The organism is Terriglobus albidus (assembly GCF_008000815.1).
GTDB classification, from domain to species: domain Bacteria; phylum Acidobacteriota; class Terriglobia; order Terriglobales; family Acidobacteriaceae; genus Terriglobus; species Terriglobus albidus_A.
Genome location: NZ_CP042806.1, coordinates 2,552,828 through 2,572,668, shown reverse-complemented (window position 1 = coordinate 2,572,668; position 19,841 = coordinate 2,552,828). Strand labels below are relative to the sequence as shown.

Annotated in this window: 13 protein-coding genes; 1 reads left to right on the top strand and 12 read right to left on the bottom strand. The window is 57.8% G+C overall.

The genetic code is table 11. The features are described from left to right. Positions 1 to 228 precede the first annotated feature (228 nt). The gene (locus FTW19_RS10225; RefSeq protein ID WP_147647530.1) at positions 229 to 1,620 is read left to right on the top strand and encodes a glycoside hydrolase family 28 protein; all 1,392 of its coding nucleotides are present in this window, start codon (positions 229 to 231) and stop codon (positions 1,618 to 1,620) included. A 244-nt stretch (positions 1,621 to 1,864) separates the two neighbouring features. Here the strand turns inward: FTW19_RS10225 and FTW19_RS10220 are convergent, their stop codons facing one another. From FTW19_RS10220 to FTW19_RS10165, 12 genes are all read right to left on the bottom strand, one after another. Next, positions 1,865 to 2,944 carry a LacI family DNA-binding transcriptional regulator gene (locus tag FTW19_RS10220; protein WP_147647529.1) on the bottom strand — a complete coding sequence of 360 codons (1,080 nt, stop codon included), beginning with the start codon at positions 2,942 to 2,944 and terminating at the stop codon, positions 1,865 to 1,867. A gap of 70 nt (positions 2,945 to 3,014) precedes the next feature. Then, complete coding sequence (locus tag FTW19_RS10215) at positions 3,015 to 4,094, bottom strand: hypothetical protein (protein WP_147647528.1); 1,080 nt, start codon at positions 4,092 to 4,094, stop codon at positions 3,015 to 3,017. Next, the gene (locus tag FTW19_RS10210) at positions 4,066 to 5,274 is read right to left on the bottom strand and encodes a glycoside hydrolase family 2 TIM barrel-domain containing protein (RefSeq protein WP_147647527.1); all 1,209 of its coding nucleotides are present in this window, start codon (positions 5,272 to 5,274) and stop codon (positions 4,066 to 4,068) included. Before FTW19_RS10210 ends, FTW19_RS10215 begins: the two co-directional genes overlap by 29 nt. Before the next feature lie 2 nt (positions 5,275 to 5,276). Next, positions 5,277 to 6,143: a sugar-binding domain-containing protein gene (locus tag FTW19_RS10205; protein ID WP_147647526.1), complete on the bottom strand. Its 867-nt coding sequence runs from the start codon at positions 6,141 to 6,143 to the stop codon at positions 5,277 to 5,279. A gap of 109 nt (positions 6,144 to 6,252) precedes the next feature. Further along, positions 6,253 to 9,999, bottom strand: coding sequence for a TonB-dependent receptor (locus FTW19_RS10200; protein ID WP_147647525.1), 3,747 nt, complete (start codon positions 9,997 to 9,999; stop codon positions 6,253 to 6,255). Between the two features lie 420 nt (positions 10,000 to 10,419). Then, positions 10,420 to 11,484: a pectinesterase family protein gene (locus FTW19_RS10195; RefSeq protein WP_147647524.1), complete on the bottom strand. Its 1,065-nt coding sequence runs from the start codon at positions 11,482 to 11,484 to the stop codon at positions 10,420 to 10,422. Between the two features lie 36 nt (positions 11,485 to 11,520). After that, complete coding sequence (locus FTW19_RS10190) at positions 11,521 to 13,032, bottom strand: GDSL-type esterase/lipase family protein (RefSeq protein ID WP_147647523.1); 1,512 nt, start codon at positions 13,030 to 13,032, stop codon at positions 11,521 to 11,523. 9 nt (positions 13,033 to 13,041) lie between these two features. Next, positions 13,042 to 14,421 carry a glycoside hydrolase family 28 protein gene (locus tag FTW19_RS10185; RefSeq protein WP_147647522.1) on the bottom strand — a complete coding sequence of 460 codons (1,380 nt, stop codon included), beginning with the start codon at positions 14,419 to 14,421 and terminating at the stop codon, positions 13,042 to 13,044. A 113-nt stretch (positions 14,422 to 14,534) separates the two neighbouring features. After that, positions 14,535 to 16,199 (bottom strand): carboxylesterase/lipase family protein, encoded by a 1,665-nt coding sequence (locus FTW19_RS10180; RefSeq protein ID WP_147647521.1) that lies wholly within the window; start codon positions 16,197 to 16,199, stop codon positions 14,535 to 14,537. Between the two features lie 99 nt (positions 16,200 to 16,298). After that, a complete protein-coding gene (locus tag FTW19_RS10175) occupies positions 16,299 to 17,333 on the bottom strand; it encodes a UDP-glucose--hexose-1-phosphate uridylyltransferase (RefSeq protein ID WP_147647520.1) in 1,035 nt (344 codons plus the stop codon). Then, on the bottom strand, positions 17,333 to 18,484 hold the full coding sequence (gene galK, locus FTW19_RS10170; protein WP_246153665.1) for a galactokinase: 1,152 nt from the start codon (positions 18,482 to 18,484) through the stop codon (positions 17,333 to 17,335). Before galK ends, FTW19_RS10175 begins: the two co-directional genes overlap by 1 nt. Positions 18,485 to 18,646: 162 nt before the next feature. Continuing rightward, positions 18,647 to 19,723 carry a LacI family DNA-binding transcriptional regulator gene (locus FTW19_RS10165; RefSeq protein ID WP_147647518.1) on the bottom strand — a complete coding sequence of 359 codons (1,077 nt, stop codon included), beginning with the start codon at positions 19,721 to 19,723 and terminating at the stop codon, positions 18,647 to 18,649. Between the last annotated feature and the right edge of the window lie 118 nt (positions 19,724 to 19,841).

Here is a 19,841-nt window from a genome sequence, read left to right as displayed (position 1 = left end):
GATTTAGCGACGCTTAGCCAGCCCTAAAACGACGGCTCTCCATGAACCGCTCGTACTGGCCGCTAGCTCTCATTCCATCTCCCGCGTAGTATTGCTGCGCGAGATTACGCAGCCGGCCTCAGGTGCGAAGATACTCTCATCGCTGTCAGCTTTTGTGGCTTAGGCTCCGATATCCGAGCTTCCCGCGCCTGAGTCTTGTCGAGACCGTTACCCTCCGAGAGAGTGACAATGGCCGATCGCCGGAAGTTTTTAAAAGATACTGCTCGCGCTGTAGTTGTCTTACCGCTTGCTACAAGAGCTCTGGCAAACCAGGCATCCTCCACTCCTGCAGCAAGTCGTATTGCGACCGCAAAAACATCTTCTGCCCCGGTTCATTTGAATGTCCGAGATTTTGGCGCAAAGGGTGACGGAGCGACGAAAGATACGCTTGCCGTACAGCAGGCACTCGACCGCTGTGGTGTGCTTGGTGGAGGCGAGGTCCTGATTCCCGCGGGCGAATATCTCGTGGGCACCATCACATTGCGCTCCAATACGATCCTGCGCATTGAAGAGGCAGCCACGCTCAAAGGCTCACCCGATCTGGCCGACTATCCTTTGACCCAGGTCCGATGGGAGGGGAAGTGGATCAAGGGATACCCGGCGCTGGTGACCGCAGTCGATGCGGAGAACATTACTCTGACCGGGCAAGGAAAGATTCTTGGGAATACTGCCATTGCCGGCCGCGTAGACCGGGCAACGGGCATGCGCCATCCCGCCCTGCTGGAGTTCGTTCATTGCCGCCACATACGAGTGGAGAACCTCTACACGCAGCAGAATGACATGTGGTCGATTCACCCTGTCTATTGCGAAGACGTTACTTTCCAGAATGTGACCGTCCATGGGGGAGCCGATGGCATCGACGTCGACTCCTGCAAACACGTAGTGATCGATCATTGTGAGTTCAATACCGCCGATGATTGCATCTCGCTGAAGTCGGGCCGTGGCATGGAAGGCAACACGATCGCCCGCCCCACGGAGGACGTGCGCATCTCCAACTGCACCTTCCATGATCTGCACTGGGCATGCATCGGCATCGGCAGCGAAACCTCGGCAGGCATCCGGAACGTGCACGTCGAGCACTGCAAGTGCCTCAGTGCGAAAACATTCGCGATTTACATCAAGAGCCGGCCGGGTCGCGGAGCGTTTCTGGAGAACATCTTCATGAACGACCTCGAAGTCTCGGGTGCCCAGATGGGCTTCCTGCGGCTCAATATCCTCGATAGCGGCAAACAGGACGAGGCTCCTGTTCCCGGCACCGACGGCATCCCTACCATCCGGAACTTTCAGTTCCGCAATATCCGTGTAACCGATATGCCCGTTCTTGTAGAGGCAGTCAACATTCATCCGGCCAAGCCACTCGACGGCTTCGTTCTCGAGAACGTCTCGGGCACCTGCCGCAAAGGCATCTCACTGGCGAACATGCAGCATGTGTCCCTTAAGGGCATCTCCGTAACCGGCTTCGACGGCCCGCTGCTCAGCACTGTCAATGTGAGCGGCACTGGCCTGCAGGGCGCAACGGCCCTGCCACCGACCAAAGTTCCCGATGCGATTACGGCGAAAGATCCTTACGTGCTGCGCTAGGGCATTTCTCCTAACGGTGTAGAGCGGAGTTTTGGCTGTTTGCGCCGTTTTCCGCGAAGAAAACAGCATTCGCAGATTTTTCCAAAGCTACAGTTTTAGGAGAAATGCGCTAGGGCATGCCATACCGCTAGAGAATTTCTCCTGTAGGTGTAGTGCGGGGCTTGTGCATCTATGGGCGGCGTTTTCCGCAATGAAAACGCCGCTGCACGCTTCTCCCGGAATACCCAGCAACAGGAGAAATGCTCTAGTCTGCGGGTGGCTTTGCTGTCGACTCACGCAGAACGATGCTGGCGGAGAGCATGGGTTCGCTCGGCTGCTCGGCGCCATCGATATAAGCGTTCAGCATGGAGAGGACACTGCGAGCCAGATCCCCGCGCGGTGTCGCTACCGTCGTCAGCGGCGGATGCAGGAAATCACAGAGATAGGTGTTGTCGAACCCTACGACCGAGACATCCTCCGGAATCGAAAGGCCGGCTGCCTGCAGTCCGCGAAATGCTCCCAGGGCAACAAGATCATTGATCGCCACGACCGCTGTAAACCGATAGCGCTCCAGCGCGCGCTGGACGGCGCGCAGACCGGCGGCGGCAGGTTCTCCGGCTTCGTCGATGATGTGCACGTCCATTTCCTTCGGGTTGTACTGCAATAGAGCCTCTTCGAACCCGATCTGGCGTTCCATGTGGGAGAGCATGGGCGGCTCGGGCGGTTCCGAAAGACTCTGCTGCGAGTTCTTGATCAGAAGGATCCGGCGATGTCCGAGCTCCAGCAGGTGCTGTACCGCAATGAACATACCGTGTCGCTTGTCCACGCGAACCGTACCAATGTGCGGACCTGCATGGGGATTATCCAGATACACCGTCGGCGTGCCGCTGCTCTTCAGCAGTGAGAAGGCTTCCGGATCGTTCTCCGAAGTCATCATGGCAATGCCGGCAACACGCAGGGCAAGCATCTGACGCACGGCGGCGTATTGCTGTTCCGGATGAAAGCTGGTGGAGGCAAGAAAAGTCTCGTAACCCAATGCCCGGGCCTGCGTATCCAGGGCTTTTGCAATCTCCGCGAAGAATGGATTCAGCAGGTCAGAGACGATAATGCCGATCAGCTTGGTGCGCCGGCGCGCCAGATTGCTGGCAAAGATATTCGGGGTATAGCCGAGCTGCTCAATGACGTCTAACACACGCTGACGTGTCTCAGGACGTATGTTGTCTTTCTCGTTGAGCACACCGGAGACGGTGCTCAATGAGACCTGGGCCATCCTGGCCACGTCCTGAATCTTGATTCGGCTGGACCGCTTCGTTTTATGCGCGTCCGCCTTCGGTGAAACTGCCAACGCAAATCTCCTGGAAAGGATAGGGCCTATAAGCTTACCTGAACGAGAGAACAAGAGGAAACCATAACCGTTAAGCGGTTCTCTTCGTTGTCAGCCAGGCAAGCGCATTTGCTATAAAACGCTGTAGCAAGACCGGATGCATGTCCGCGATGCGATGCAGCACTATCGGGGTGTTGCCTACTCGCGTAGTGAGCGTACCCGCACCGATGTTACGGTCATGATCGCGAGCATAGGCACAGGGAATCTCCACCGAGGGGCCCTCGATCATCCAGCCGTTGGAGCCTCCACCCTTGACCTGGTAATGAATGCTCATCGCCTGGTCAGCCGGCATGCCGTCGTAGAGCGGATGCTTGCGAATGAAATACCAGGAGCCCATCCAGGAAGCACGTGAGGCTCCGACCATGCCGTGAAACTCAAATGCCCCGAGCGCAGCCAACTGCTTCGCGACACCAATGGACTGCCCATCCGTAGGTGTAATCGCCAGTAAGGGAGTACCGGCCCTTATCGCTGCGAGAACACCTTCTGGCAGCGTGAACTCCTTGAGCGGTCCGGCGCCGGGCTTGTACGCACCTTCTGCATCCACGGCAAGGTTCTTCGATGCTTCCGCCGATCCACCGGAGCCGATCAGAACGTCGTACGAAGCACCTTCCACCAGGGGTTCAACCGTGATGCCTGTGATCTTCTTGAGTGTCTGCTCCACCTGTGATGAGAGCTGTGTGGTTCCAACCCGAAGCGGCCGCAGAGAGGAGGGAGCCGGGTCGACTACCAGCAATGAAACTTCATGCGTCACTTCAGGATGCCCGCTCAAGGTAAAGCGAGCTAGCCAGGTTCCGGCACTTGCGAGTACCGGTGTTGTCACGTTTTCCTGCAGTAGATACGAAAGCTGATCCTTGCGGAAAGCCGGCGCATCGTACTGCGCAATCTGCGAGGTTCTTCCATCAGGACTCGTGAGGGTGAGCGTTAACTTCCCGGTTACCGGACGATCAGTATCGTTCAGCAGCCACGTATCGAAAACGACGCTGTCGCCTGTCTTCAGAACGATGTGCTTCTGCTTCGCGACTGGCAGGACGGGCCGCAACGAGTTTGAGATCGCCCGCGGATCGGCTTTGAAGTCGCGGAAGTTATCCACCAGGCCGGAGTGGTTCTCCATAGCTGTCGACTCCCAGCCGCTGATGGCCGCAATATCGTTTTCGTCGCAGATGCGGACGTTCTCCAGGAACTGCCCCCCAGGACTCGTATGCTCGACGGCCGATCGAGAGGAAGAGTTTTTCAGCGGTTGGGAAAGCATGGCGGAAGCTCCACCGATCCAGGAACTTCTCATAGGCCGCCAGTTGTTCTTCATGATCGAACTTGTCGTAACTGACGCCGCCGCTGCTGCGGATCTGCCGCAGCACGCTGGCGTGGTTATCGATGGAGGCTGCCCCCTTCATCTCGCCCCACTCAACAATCTCGGCTTTCACTGGCGAGCGGTAATAGAAGTCGTCCTTCGAGTTGTAATAGGTGTCCTGCCATACATCGGAGAAGTGGCCGGTGTGATCGACCCACCAACCGCCGGCGCCTCCCTCTTCGGTAGCCTTACCCTTGGAGCGGTGGATCTCGCTACTGTAGGGCTCTGCCCATGCTTGCGGCGCGCGCATCACGAAGCCATCGTTTCCGACGATGGTGCGGCTTGGATCTTCCGCCTGCATCAGCTCGAAGAGTGCTGCCACATCGGGACTCTGCGGATCGAGCGTTGTTTCGTTCTGGATGATGTAGTGCACCACCGATGGATGGCTGCGGAAGGCGCGGATCATGCCTCGGATCTTGGCTTCCATATAACGCCGGGCGCTCTGATGCCCCTGTGAAGCGGGAACAAAAGCCTGGCTGCCGCCGCCTGGCTCAAGGCAGCGCAACAGGCCAAGACGGTCCTGCACATAGAGCACATCTTCTTTGCCAAGGTTGCGATGGAAGTTCAGTGCATTGAGGTTGAACTGCTTGGCAACCCGGACCTCTTTTTCCGCCAGCTCAGGCGATGGAAACAGGCCGTTGAGCGCCCAGAAGCCCCAGGAGATCGAGGTGTAGATTCGGATGCGCCGCCCATTGAGGCGGATGACTGCGTCCTTGCCGACGCCATCGGTTGTGATCCAGCGGAAACCGAAGTCCACATCACGTACCGCGACGGACTTGCCGTCTGCGACCCACTCCGCACGCAGACGGTAGACGTGCGGCGTATCGAGATCCCATATCTTTGCGGAAGCCGCAGTGAGTTCGGCCTTGACGATGGCGGTCTTCCCCGGTTCCACCGTGGCAGCAGCTTCCAGAGTTGTAAGCACCTGTTCGCTGTCGGACATCACTACAGACAAACCTTACCGGAGAGCGCCTGATTACTGCTGTTCTCAAGCAGCGCGTGCGCCAGAATGCGCATTGGCTCTGGAGTATTCAAAGCCCAGTTATCGGCAATGCGGACCGGCCCATGTGCACTGAGCACCATGCCGCGATCGATACCGCCGAAGCCGTGGCTCTTCTGGAACTCCATGCCGCCCCAGTTCAGGCGGTTGCCATCGACCCAGTCCAGACGTCCGCCAGGGTTGGTGATGCGAATCGCGAGTGTATTGCTCTGACCCGGCAGAGCCGCAGAGGTCAGATCGCACTCGAAGGGCAGCTCTTCCATGATGGAGTAGCCCACGAGCTTCTGATTCAGATAGACCTCGGCGCGCTGGCGTGCTCCGCGAATGTGCAGCAGGATGCGCTTGCCGGCAAATGATTTTGGGATAGCAATCTCGCGCCAAAACCAGGAGACGCCGTAGTAGGCGCCGTTCTTTACTTGATCGTCAGTGGTTTCAAACTTGTATTCGTCCTTATAGGGAAAGTAACCATTGATTCCCCAGAAGAACTGCTCTGCTGTCGCAGGAAGATGGACGCCGATTCCCTGCTTCGCGGTGAGAATCTGCCATCCGCCGGTCGGAGAGTTGACGGGTAGCGATCCGAGCTTTACATCGTTTGGCAGATAGATGGTGTCATTCTTCCACTCGGCATTGCGGTCGAGCCAGAGACGCCAACCGTCATCGGACATATCAAATTGCGCATCGCTGTAGCGCACACTGCGCGCGCTTGCCGTAGGCAGAGTCTGCGAATTCTTCTGCCCGTATGCGGCTTCGAATTTCAGAGCAGAGGCAGCGCCGGCAAGCGTGCTGTTACGCAGAAACGAACGACGATCCATGCGGATGATTTCTCCTGAGGAACAAGGGACAACCTAAATTAATTACGGGTGGCGAACAAAATAGCCAAAGGAAAGCCGCCAGCGAACCGGCGGCTTTCACGGTTGAGAGCTAGAACTCGATGCGGGCAGCAAGCTGCAACGCACGGTTGATCGGCGACGAGGTGTCGACGACCATCGTTCCGTAGCTGGAGCTACCGAAGGTGTTCAATACAGCGTTTGATTGGCTGTACACAAAGCGGGTGTGGTTGGTTACGTTGAAGTAATCAGCTTCCAGAACGAGCTTCGACGACTCGAACGATCCCACATGAGGCAGGTCAATCGCACGACGCAGACTCATATCCAGCTTGTAGTTACCCGGCTGGAAGAGCCCAGCATACGGAGCAGTGCGTGCCGTCGTGCTGAACTTGTAGTCATACAGCGCCTGATTACCAATGTAGGAGATAAATGCGTTCGGATCCAGGAACTGCTTGCTTCCAACCTCAGCCGAGGTCAAAGGACGTGCACCTACCCCCTGCAGACGGCCATTGCCAACATAGTTGGGATTCATCAACGGATAGCAAGCATTCTGAGACGGGTTCGAGTTGCACGAGTTCATCGTGATCGACACGGGGGCTCCTGAATATGCCGTGAAAATTCCCGACAGACGGAAGCCACCGAAGGCAACGCGAGACCAGCGCGAACCACCGCCTAACACACCCGTACCAAATGGCAGGTTATACGCGCCGGTCGTCACGAATTTGTGACGCTGATCTCCGAGAGACAAGCTCTGATCGAGAGAACGAGCAGCATGGAACTGCCCGTCAGAGGATACAGAAGCCGGGATGTCATAACCCGAACGGAAAGTACCGTTGTTATCGATCGTACGCGACCACTGGTAGTTGGTCATGAACGTGAGACCGTTGGTCAGGCGCTTCGTGATATAGATCTGCAGTGCGTGGAAGCTGGTGTTACCCACAAAGCCGTAAGCATCGCTGATGCTGTTGTACTGCGGAAAAGGCTTGAGCAACTGACTGATAGTGGGGTTACCTACGCCGCCAAAGCTGGCATATGGCAGCGTTACACCTGCAGAGGCACGAGCGGATGCCGACGATGCCGACGAGCCGAGCAGCGAACCGAGAGTCAGATACTTCGGGTCGAGCTGGTTCGAAGCAACGCCACGGCCGTTCAGGCTGTCCGGCTGAAGGAAGTGCCCCTTCGAACCGACATAACTCATGGTCAGCGTAGTGCTCGGAGTGAGCTCACGCTGGATACCGAAGTTCCAGTTGATGAACTGAGGTGCACGGCCGCCGTAGTTTGGATCCGCATACGAAGGCGTCTGAGCAGGGCTGGAAATGAGTGTGGTGTTGTAAGTACCGATGGCTGGATCAAGGTTCGGTGGGGCTGCGTACGACGGGAAGGTTGTATCAAGCTTCCAGTACTGCGAGCCAACCTGTCCAGAAGTAGGTTGAGTGAAGGTCGTGCTAGGGCTCACGCTATAGCCGAGCAGACCAACACCCTGACGGGCAGTGGCGCTGCCGCCATTCGCATTTCCGTGAGTATAGATAACGCTATAGCTTCCGCGAATAACCGTTTTCGGGTCGAGCTGGTACGCAAAACCAACGCGCGGGCTGAAGCCCTTGAAGTAGTCATTCACCGGGCGATCGCAGTTGCACTTACCGGAACCGTAGCCGCCGAAAGCCACCGCGCCCTTGATTCCAACCACTGGGTTGGTTGCATTCGGGTCGAAATAGGCAAACCGGTTCTTCACTTCACGGTAGCTTGGGAAGTAGTCGAAACGCACACCCAGATCCAGCGTCAGCTTCGAGGTAATCTTCCAGTTGTCCTGAACATAGGGTGAGATCGGACGGAAGCGCGCACCTGTTTCCGGGACAGCAGACAGAGTGAATGTACCCGTGTTCACTGCACCAATCAGGTAGCTGGCGTATGCCTGCCCAGTCGCCGAATTGATAGACGTTGTGGGAGCGTTGTTGGTGACGGTGAAAGCACCAGTGGCTGTGCTGTTGAAGGTCAACTGTAGTGGGTTCACACCGGTCGCATTGTTAAGGAAGTTGTACTGCATCCATGCAATCTGCGCACCGAAGGTGAATGTGTGATTCCCTTTGTTGTACTGCAGGTTATCGACCAGCACGAAGCCGTTCGCAACTGGACGATTACTGGAGTAGCCAGCCCAACGATTGATATTAGTGTTGCCGGTAAATGTTACCGTCGGGAATGAATCCTGAGCCTGCCCAGTGGGCAGACCAGAGATTCCATTCGCTGCGGCGCCCCAGCCGTTGCCCATGTCCTGGTTAAATCCAGGACCGTCATAGCGACCGAAGGCGTAGTTGATCTGATTCGTGATGCGTGGCGTGATCGCGTAGGTATGTTCGAAGAGAAATACCTTTGTCTTCGGAGCAAACTGCTGCGATGAGATGTACGGTGGCGGCATACCGTTGGACGAGGACGAAACTGTCACGGCGGCAGGAGCTGTCGTTGATTGGCGGCCCCAGGCCAGCACTACCGAAAGAGCCTGCTTGCTATTGATCGTGTAGTCGATCCGGTTCGTCGTGGTCCAGTTGCTCAAACCTGTCTTGTAGTTCACGAGGTAGTTATTATTGACAGTGTTGGTCGTCGGAGCCGGAAGATACGACTGGAGCCGACGTGCCACGGCTGACTGACGCGAAACCGGGATGATATTTCCCGCAAACCCATTACGCTTATAACCGCTACCCTGGACAGTGGTCGTGTCAGGATCATAAAGGCAGCCAGAGGCTGGATTGCTTGACGCGGTGCAACCGGTTGCCAGTTCAGTGAAGTCACCCTGGCGCATCTTCAGCGTCGGGATCGTCATGGATTGGAACGGAACCTGACGCGAGAAGCGATACCCTTCATAACCGCCGAAGACAAACAGCTTGTCCTTGATGATTGGGAAACCGACAAAGAGTCCATACTCATGTTGGTGCTCAGTTGGCTTCTGAAGCTGGCCCGTCAGCGGGTTCGGGGTCTTCTGGAAACCCCATGTGTCCAGCCCGGTATCACGGAAGTAGTCGTAGGCCGCTCCATGGATGCTGTTCGTACCGCGTTTGACGACGTAATTCTGAACACCCTGGCCTTCATAAATTGCTGAATAGCCGACGGTCTGAACCTGGAACTGCTCGATCGCGTCAACGGCCATAGAGGTCCAGACAAAGCGCGGATCGCCTTCGCCAGCTACGGAAGTAATTGGCACGCCGTTGATGTAGATAGCTGAAACAGCGCCACGGCTGCCGCCGCCATTTACGATACCGGCATTGGTAGTCTGATTGCCATTTGTCACCTGAGCGCTGACGCCCGGCAGCAATGACGCGAAGTCGGTCGCACGGCGCTGACCGCCGCCATCCTGGATCAAGGGAAGAGCAGAATACTGCTCCTGTTCGATGGTCACACCCAGCGTTGCGTTCGAGGTCTCGAGCGTCGGAGGAGCGTCGGAGACTGTGACAGACTCCGTTGCCTCACCAGTAGGCAGGGTCAGATCCACCGAAAAGGTCTGCAGCGCATTTACGTTGACATTTTCCTGCGTAACGGTCTTGAAACCCTGCCGCGAGACGATGATAGTGTACTTACCCGGATCGAGAGAAAACGTGTACTCACCAGACGAGTTTGTCTGAACGGTCACCTTCTTGTTGGTGCCGACGTCAGTGATGGTGACGGACGCATCAGGCACCACAGCGCCGGTGCCGTCTACGATGCGGCCATTGATTGATCCCTTACCGGCGAGCTGCGCGCTGGCAGAGACCGACAACACTGCAGCCAGAGCCAGAGGTGTCACATAACGAGCGGCCCCTTTGGTCAGACCAACTGCAAGCGTTAGCCGAGAGATTGAAGAACGAAACGTCATTGGTTACTCCTAAAAGTGAACTCGCTGGCATACCTTCGCCGCGATCATCCGCCGTGCGCCTACCCTCATGCGCCGACTCGGTCTCGAAATTCGAGAGTGTGCGAATGTTACGCTGGTGAAAACATGAGAGTCAAACAGAGTTTTCCGCATTGAAACGGTTCGGTAATGGAGGAAGAGTTACCAGTGAAATGTCAGATTTAATCGGCAATTTTGGTTAATCGAAGCGTTTTAATTGTTTCTGGGTATCAAGCCGCTTGACCTGCCCTCGGGAGTACGTCGTGGAAGAGGACTTTTCCTCTTTATTTCCAGAGACTTCCAGCAAACAATCAGAGGCCGACAACGGCCTAAAGACCCTTCCCTTCTGAACCGCTGGCGTGTCTTCTAGAAATAGTTTCAATAGGGCAATGGTCAGACCAATACCTAATGAACCAGTTTGCGCAGCCGAGCCACTCCTGCCACGGGATCCCAGCGATCCGGAGAACCGAGCAGCTCCGAAGGCGTCCAGAATTTTTCCTCGTCGGGCGAGAGCGGCGGATAGCTGACGATCCTATGCCCGCCGTTCACCCCGGGACCATGGGACTTGTACTCCCGGTAGTTGCTGGTCTTCAGGCGGCCGCTCCACTCTGACCATCCATCGGCCGCAATCTTCTGCTCTACATCTGTGTCGTAGAACAGCACAGTAGAGTAATCCCTCCAGGGACGGCCAAGGACTACTTTGTCACCGACATCCTGCCCGGTAATGCGGCAATGCAGGAAGTAGTAGCCGGAGTCCTCTTCCGGAAAATGCTTGCTTTGCGCCGTCAGCATGACGGTGTCGTGGTGGCGGGAATGCAGTTCGCAATGATCAAAGACAGCCTTGGCGTCGCCGAAGATGTAGTCGACATGCCCTTCGATATAGCAGTCATGAAAATACTGCCGCGAGGCAAGGCAGGCCGTACGTCCTGGAGCGGGGGCGCTGCCATCTTTCGGCAGATTGTCATGGCAGGTGCGGCTGTTCGCGTAGAGGGTGTCCTGGGCGCCCAGAAGGCGCACGCGATCGAGCACTGCTTTATCTGAGCTCATCAGCAGTGCTACAGCCTGAGACCCTTCTTCGAGACGCTCGTGCTCGAGCTCCCAGGTGTTCTCGATAGTGAGATTCTCAGCGGCAAATCCGTCCGCATCGACACTCACACTTCCGCTCTTGCCGGTGCCACCGGCGGATTTTGCGGAATCGTTCCAGCTCAGGACGACATCCTGCGGCTGTTTGCCAGTGCCGATCAGCTCAATATTTTGCGTGCTGATGTGAATCTTCTCGCGGTACTTTCCCGGAGCGATGCGGATGATGGCTCCTTCTGCCGGAGCATGATCAACTGCTTCCTGCACGGTGCGGAAGTCGGCTTTGCCCTGTTGTGCGACAGTCAAGGTCTTCAAACTCCCTGCGGCCAGTGCGGGCGATGTACATGCAGCCACGATCAGCAGATGCGCCGCCAAGCGACAAACGTTCACGGAACAGCTCCTTTGTTGGATGAAATGGGTTCCAGTCTAGTGCCCGTCGGTCGGTGCAGCCTGCTGCAGGACCGGAGTTGCTCCCTCCGGAAGCCCATTGACATTCGGTCCAAGCTCCACCTGCGTGCGGATGACATTGTCCGCCACCATGCGCCCGAAGACCGCTTTGCCCTTGTCGTTCAGGTGCGTCCGGTCTGGCTTCACTGCACTGCCGTTCTCGGCATTGGCGTCAGGATGGGTCGTCGCGTTGAACGCATCGGCCTCTTCCTGGGTTTTCGCCGACAGGAAATGTTGCGAGAGGCTGAAGAGATCGACAAACGTCACTTTCTCTTCCGCAGCCACACGGCGAGCTGCAGCCGAGTACTCCTCCAGGCCGTCCTTCACCAGCTTGCCATCCTTGTAGTTCCGGCGAGAGAGAGAACTGACAATGATCGGTATGCCGCCGATGGAACGGACATCCTGAATAAACCGCCTCAGGTTCTCGCTGTACAAGCCATCAGGATCGGCGTGCCGCTTCGGGTCATCTTTCTGATCGTTGTGGCCGAACTGGATGAAGTAATAGCTTCCCTTCTCGTCCAGCGCCTTCTTCCACCAGCCTTCATCGATGTAGCTCTTCGTGCTGCGGCCGTTCTGCGCCAGATCGACACAGGTAACATTCGGCGTAAGCGTCGCACAGAAGCCAGGCCCCCAGCCTCCCTCAAGCGCGACCGTTGAATCACCGGTCAGCACAACCTTGAAGGGCGCCCCTTGGATGACACGCATGGCAAGCTGCCCCTCAGGAGGAAGCTCCGCCGCATTGGCGCGCACATACTGGCGCAGCGCAGGAACAGCTTTGCCGAGATCGATGGCGACGATGCGGCCGAAGACGTAGCTTCCCTGCCAATCAAGGTGCGTCTTGTCCGGATGCAGTTTTCCGTCCTTGTCTTTCTTGGTAATGCCGAGCTTCAGTCCTGCCTGCTCGCCGATGCCATCCAGATAGGCAATGCTCTCAGACTGCAGATCGATCAGCGGCACCTGCATCTCGGTAGCAACCCGTTTCATGGTCGCGGCGTGCACCAGCAGATCGCTATGGATCTTGCCGTCGTTTTCGAAGTAGCGGCGTGTCAATGGAGTCACGAGCACCGGCTTGATGCTGTGGGCACGCGCTTCTTCCACGTAGCGGCGCAGGTTCTTCTCGTAGTCCGCCATGGAGACCTGCCGGTCCAGATGCTCTGCCGTCTCCATATCGTTGTGCCCGAACTGAATCAGCATGTAATCGGGCTTTGTGCTCAGGCTGCGATCCCAGAGGCCAAGCTCGCGATAGGTCTTGGTACTGGCGCCGCCCTTGGCCATGTTCAGACAGTCAACCTTCTCTGATAGATTGGCGCAGAAGCCGCGGCCATACCCGGCGTTGCCGGTCTGCGTGGAATCACCGATCAGATCGACACGCAACGTTGTCCCTGGCCTGCGCTGGGCCGGCTGCGAACCGACATACGCATCTTCGGCGACAGCGCCGGTAAAGGCAGCGCAGAGAAACAGTGCACCCAGGCTTCTGGCAGCAATCCGCATGGTCTTCTCCTAGTCCTGGTACGGGACAAACTTGTTATCGCAACTAAAGTCCATCTTCACCTTTGGCGTCGGCGTCGTCGCCGTCACTCCGGAGCCGGTAAAGGTGAAGTTTGCGCCCTTCGGTCCGACGGTGATGGAACTGTAACGGGCACGCACCTGCTCGGGCTTTACACCGCGCACGTCGACGCCATCCAGAGTCAGTTCCGTGGAATGCTCTGCGTTAAGCCCAGCGACCTGGACGATACCGGGCGTCAAACTGATGAAGTTCTCAATCCGAATACCCTTGTAGTCGGGAGTCAGCGGTCCCTTCATGCCGAGATCGTCGATGCCGTCCGTCGTTTGTCCGTTATAGAACGGGCTGATGGAGATCGGCACGGGAACATCGCGCAGACAGAGGTTGCGATAGGTCACACCACGGACGATGCCGCCGCGTTGCACGTTGCTCTTGATACGGACTCCGCTGGTCGTGTGATCGAGCGTCAGCGTATCCACCAGGATGTCGGACTCATCGCGCGCCTCGGAGCCCATCGACATGCCGTGTCCGCTGTAGAAGTGGTTGTCGATCACGCTCATGTGGTGCACGCCGGCCTTGATGGCGATGTTGTCATCGCCATTGTCGATCCAGCTTTTAGTGACAGTGACGTTCCCAGAACTGCCAGGGTCGATACCGTCTGTATTGCGTGCATCTGTTCCGCGCACGGTGGGCGTAAGCAGATGCACTCCCCAAACAGTGAATCCGTTGGTGTTCCCCACAGCGACGTGGAAATTGGGCGAGTTATGCAGACGGATGCGATACAGGATCAGGCCATCGGCGTGATTCGCAATCAGCAGCCGTGGTGCGGAGTACTTGGTATTCGTCGGCTCAGCCGCGCGCGACTGCTGCCACCAGCTATAGCTTTTGCCGATCAACTGGCTTCCGCCACGGCCATCGATGGCTCCATCGCCCATGATCGCGGCATTCTTCACATCCTTCACGCTGATGAGTGGCCTGCAAGGCGAGCTCTCAGGACCGGAGGTGCCGCATCCGCCGGGCTTGGTGTCATAGAGCTTGGGATCGCGTGAACCATAGAGCGTTACCCCTTTGTCCACCAACAGCGTGACGCCCTCGCGCAGCTCCAGCGGACCACTGAGAAATGCATTCAACGCGCCGTCAGCGCGCAGCGCCACCGCTTTTCCACCCCCGCAGGTATCGAGCGCGTGCTGGATGCGCTCCGTATCGAGTTTCTGCTCGTCCTCTTCCGGCAGAGCGTTGTTCTCCGCATGCAGTTTTGCCTTGAGTACGGTACAAGCTGCGGGGATGACGGGCTCGGTGACATGGCGCGTGTCTTGTGCCACAGCGACGACACTCAAGGCGGCAAGCGAGAGAGCAAAAACAGCAGGACGAATCACAGGACTCCAGTTCAAAACGGCAAGGAGATACACCCTAGGGCGCTCGCCTGAACTATAAGGATCGGGATTTCCTTCCGTCAAATCGAATCGAAACGTTTCAATAGAGAAGCTGATCACGTACCTGGCTGGTGGTAATGGGCTTGTGCCGCCAATTTTCGTTCTTCTCCGCGAGGATCGGAGACAATTGACGGCTTATTGTCCCAAGTCATCGTAAAACGCTTCGAGAGGTCATAAGCAGGCCACCGCGGGATTGCGGGATTGTTCGGATTCCCGGTTTTGGCGTAAGCCAGCAGAGTCTCGCTCATGGCATCGGCCAGAGGCTGAGCGCGGCGCACATCTTCGGCGGTGGCGCCGACCATCCCCGGAGAGAGTGCCAGGTTATCGAAGTAAAACGGGATATCGAGCGTGTGCGGAGCGCCAAATTTTCCGCCTGCAACTGGCGATGGCCAGTCCATCTGATAAACCCAGGTGCAGCTTGCTGCCGGACTCTGCGCACGCCGCTCCGCTTCAATCACCTGCCCCGGCCATGATCGAAACGCGGTCGCCGCGGCAAAGAACACATCTGAGGGCGAGTACTGCGGATACCAGTGCCGATATTTCGCTACAACGTCCTTAGGATCGATACCACCGAGGAAGCTGCCGATATTCTTCGTCAGGGCCGCCGGTGCTTCCTCCCATGTAAGAGAAAAGAGGGCAGGCTGGGAGCCGCCGATCAGGCCGCGGATCTCGTCATGCGTGTTTCCGAGAATCATGGGAACGTTTGCGGAGAGCGGAGGCGCATCTGGATCAAACGGATCGCGCGGCAAGGCGCCACCATCGACGACGGGAAGCCAGGCGCTGCTGACACGCGCCGCCTCCTCCAGTGCCTCAAGCGGCAGCACATCGAGTTTCTGCCTCAGGTCTTTGCCGGAGAGGTGATCTAATCCAAGCTTTGCTAAAAACGCACGCGTGCGCTCGGTGGCGATCTTCTTTGGAGCAGCGGTAACCTGCTGGCCGCTCATGCTCATGACGCGATGAAAGAGACCGTGCGCCGCCGGCATCGCCATCAGCGTGGCACACTTGGCCCCGCCTCCAGACTGTCCCCAGATTGTGACCCGGTTCGGGTCGCCGCCAAAGGCCGCGATGTTGTCACGCACCCAGCGCAGAGCCAGCACCAGGTCCAGCATGCCCACGTTCCCGGAGTCTGCATACGCCGGGTCATCCGCCAGCTCGGCGAGATAAAGAAATCCAAAGGCATTCAGACGGTGATTGACCGTCACTACTACAGCGTCGCCGCGGCGCGCCAGCCGTGTTCCGTCATAGAGCGACGCATTAACGGTGCCGCTATTGTAGGCCCCGCCGTGGATATAAAAGAGCACCGGCCGTCGTTCATGTCCCGCGCGCGATGGCGAGGGAGTCCATACATTCAGATGGAGACAGTTTTCGCTGATCGGTCCTTCGTCGGGCGGCAGATGATATGTCTCAGTATTCGTCCGCGTCTCTTCGCGGCGGGCGCCTCCCCCACCAAGCTGCGGAGAGCGGTCTGCCCAGGCTGTGGCATCGCGAATGCCTTTCCAGGGTGCTACTGGAGCTGGCGCCTGGAATCGACGCGCCTTCGTATCAGCTCCATATGGAATGCCCAGGAAGTTGGCGATGCCGTCGCGCACCGTGCCGCGCACGTCGCCCGCGGTAGTGCGAACCACCGGTCCCGAGTCAGGCCCTGCCCATGCAAGGATTGCTCGAGACGAAAGCAAGGCAGCAGCACCAAGCCCATGTTGCAACAACTCGCGACGACGCACTCTGGTCTCCCTCAGAGCCGTCGAAAGAAAGAATGCGGCTCTGGTTCATTCTTGCCTTAGTTCAGACAAAAGAACAAACGAGCCGCATCTTCGGGATGATTATTCGGCCTGCATCACCGAGCGAAGCGTTGCCGCTGCAGACTCCGGTGTGATGTCGCGTTGCGGCGACCCCAGCAGCTCAAATCCGACCATGAACTTACGCACCGTCGCCGAACGGAGCAACGGCGGATAGAAATGCGCATGCAGCGTCCACTCCGGATGCGGCTGGCCATCCGACGGAGCAGGATGAAAGCCCATTGAGTATGGGAACGGCGTATCGAAGACACGGTTATACCCCGCCGTAAGCGTATGCAAGATGTCTGCAAGCCCGTCGCGTTCTTCTGCATTCAAGCCCGTAAATGAGGACACCGGGCAGCGGGGCAGCAACAACGTCTCGAAGGGCCATACTGCCCAGAATGGCACGACGGCTACCCAGGTTTCGTTTGAGGCAACCACGCGCTCCTGCTCGATGAGTTCGGTACGCAGATAGGCCGTGAGCAGCGGCTCCTGCGACTTCGCATAGTATTCCTGCTGTGCGGCAAGCTCCATCAACGGCTCGTTCGGGATATGTTCCGTCGCCCAGACCTGCCCGTGGGGATGCGGGTTACTGGCTCCCATCATCGCACCGCGATTTTCGAAGATCTGGACGTACTGAATCTCGGGGCGAGCACCCAGTTCCTCGGCCTGCGAGGTCCACATATCCACGACGCTACGAATCTTTCCGACCTCCATCGTCGCCAGCGTAAGGTCATGCCGGGGATCGAAACAGAGCACGCGACAGATGCCACGCTCGGTCTCTGCACGCAGCAGACCGTAGCCCAGATCAAGCTGCGCCTGCGGAACATCCTGCTTCAATGCAGCGAAGTCGTTCTGAAAGACGTACGTACTCTCGTACTGCGGTGTGCGCTCTCCGTTGGCGCGCATGTTGCCGGGACACAGATAGCACGTGGGATCGTAGGTAATGGGCGCGGGAACAGCCGGTGTCTCCATCTGTCCCTGCCATGGGCGTTGCGTGCGATGCGGCGATACCAGAACCCACTCACGGCGTAGCGGATTCCAGCGGCGATGCGGAGCCTGCACCCAGAGTGCTTCCATCAGGCACGCTCCTTTGCCGCCAGCTTCACTGCTCCATCGACGGCATCGCAAACGTATACCTCTGGCTGAATGTTGAAGCGTTGCCGATATGCATCCTTGATGGATGCCGTAAACGTATCCACATCTTCTTTGCGAACGAGATTCACGGTGCAGCCGCCGAAGCCGCCGCCGGTCAGACGTGCTCCCACGCATCCCTGCAGCGTCATGGCCGTCTCGACCAGAAAGTCAATCTCTTCGCAACTGCATTCGAAATCATTTCTCTGGCTGACGTGCGAGCCCAGCATCAGTTCACCAAAGCGCTTGGCATCGCCGGCGAGCAGCGCCTCGCGTGCAGCCATGACGCGACCATTTTCCGAGATCACATGACGGCAGCGTTTGTAGGCGTCTTCCGGCATCTGGTTGGCGCACTGTTCCAACTGTTCGAGCGTCGCATCACCGAGATCACGCAGACCGGAAAAACGCTCACGCAACACCTGCTGCCCCGTCTCAACGCCTTTACGGCGACTGCCATAGTCGCCGGCAGCGATGGAGTGTTTCACCAGCGAGTTGCAAGCAACAATCCTCAAGTCAGCGAGCGCACCGCTGGTCACCGGCACCAGGTCATAGGTCAGGTCGCGCGTCTGCAGCAGCAGCGCGTGTCCCTGTTTCGCGGCTGTAACAACAAACTGGTCCATAATGCCGCACGGTGACTGCACAAAGATGTTCTCGGCTCTCTGGCAGAGCAACGCGATCTCGGCATCGGTCATGGTCTTGCCGCTGCGGTGCAGCAAGGCGAGGCAGGAGGCAACCTCGATGGAAGCAGACGAGCTCAACCCCGCACCTAAAGGCACATTGCCGCTGACGTCCATAACGAAAGGCGGAGGGGAGATGCCCAGCTTTACCAGTTCATGCAGCACACCGACCGGATAGTCGCTCCAGGAATGACGCCGCTCCTGCAGGTCTCTCCAGCCTCCCTCGGCGACACCGGAGAACTGATGGCTGCGAAATAGATAGTGACGGCTGTCGCCGTCGGCGATCTTCACTTCGGTGTAATACGGAATCGCAATCGGAAGCACATAGCCGCCGCTGTAGTCAGTATGTTCGCCCAGCAGATTCACACGTGCGGGAGCACGGAAAACGGTCTCGTGCTGAGTTGAAAACGATGTACTCAAAGGGATGTCACCCATTCCAAAAGGAAAATTCAAGACAAGATAACAGCGGCAGTGCAAGCTGCTCAGTTATTTTCGCATCTTATCCGGTAACGTACACGAAAAAGAAATTACGCCGAAAGATAGATCGAGAATTTTTCACTTTTATCAGCGATCGCTCAGCCGCTAGTCCGGCAATTGGGTGTCCTGATCCAGCCCGTCGGCGAAGAGCGATAGGTTGCTGCGAAGCACCAGATGCGGCGCCAGCCTGATAACTGGCGGAACCGTCTTCAGCCCCAGCAGATGGGCGTAGAGCAGCTCGATAGCCATACGACCCTGTGTAAACGGCCGCTGATGCACAGAGCAGAGAATCCGGTCGGTCTCGATAAGAGGAATCAGCTCTGGAAAGATGTCGGTCGTCACAATCTTCAAACGGCCCAGGAGCTTCGCCTCATCGGCAGCACGCAACACTGGCAGGCTATTTGCCGTTCCAAGATAGATACCGCCGAGATCGCGATGACGCCGGAAGAGCCGGCGCGCCGCCTGATAGCCTTCCTCGGGGTCTTCGTGGGACTCCAACGGCGGCAGCAGCCTGAGATGAGGCGCATGGACAGCCAGCGACGCGGAGAAGCCTCGCAGCTTTTCACTGTGGTCCTGGATGCGGAGGTCTCCCGCGACCATCGCCACCTTCGCAGCCTCGGGGAGCACACGCCCCAGCAGATCAGCGGCGATATTGCCGCTGACCGTGGCGTCTACCGAAACGGACGCAATACGCCCCAGCAGAGGCGCGTCGCTGCCGATAAAGAGAATCGGAGGAGCGTCCTCCCTGCGAAACAGTGCTGATAGGGCCGAGGGATTGCCCGGGGCCAGCACAATGCCATCGAATTGGCGCCAGCGGGCTCGCTCCATGCACTCCACGTCGCCGTCTCCCAGACGCGGGAAACTGAAAAACTGCAGTTCAAGAGGAGCTGTGGTCGTCAGACGTTCGGCGGCGAGACGCATTCCTGCCCGCATCGAATCGAAGAAGACCGCAACGCGTTCCGGAAGAAAGATCCCGAAGCGCAGCGTTCGTGAGAGCTTCAGGTGCCGTGCTGCGACATTCGGCGAGTAGTTCAGCTTCTTCGCCATGCGCAACACACGTTCGCGGGTCTGCTCGCTGATCCCGGGACGGTTGTGAAGAGCGCGGTCTACCGTGCCGATGGAAATGCCCAGCGCTATTGCGATCTCACGAATGCCGTTGGGTTTGGCGGGACGTCTGGGCACCCTTCTATCCTAAGGGCTTGTTGATTGATAGGAGCAGCAGATCGATAACTGCCAGTACCTCAGCGGCTGAAGCCGCTTCTCTCGCCAGCCCTGGTACGGGACGGCTGAAGCCGTCCCC

Coding starts and splice junctions, on each gene's coding strand:
- FTW19_RS10190 (WP_147647523.1), bottom strand. CDS start 13,032: ATGCGGATTGCTGCCAGAAGCCTGGGTGCACTGTTTCTCTGCGCTGCC.
- FTW19_RS10210 (WP_147647527.1), bottom strand. CDS start 5,274: ATGTCCGACAGCGAACAGGTGCTTACAACTCTGGAAGCTGCTGCCACG.
- FTW19_RS10215 (WP_147647528.1), bottom strand. CDS start 4,094: ATGGAGAACCACTCCGGCCTGGTGGATAACTTCCGCGACTTCAAAGCC.
- FTW19_RS10175 (WP_147647520.1), bottom strand. CDS start 17,333: ATGGAAGCACTCTGGGTGCAGGCTCCGCATCGCCGCTGGAATCCGCTA.
- FTW19_RS10205 (WP_147647526.1), bottom strand. CDS start 6,143: ATGGATCGTCGTTCGTTTCTGCGTAACAGCACGCTTGCCGGCGCTGCC.
- FTW19_RS10200 (WP_147647525.1), bottom strand. CDS start 9,999: ATGACGTTTCGTTCTTCAATCTCTCGGCTAACGCTTGCAGTTGGTCTG.
- FTW19_RS10225 (WP_147647530.1), top strand. CDS start 229: ATGGCCGATCGCCGGAAGTTTTTAAAAGATACTGCTCGCGCTGTAGTT.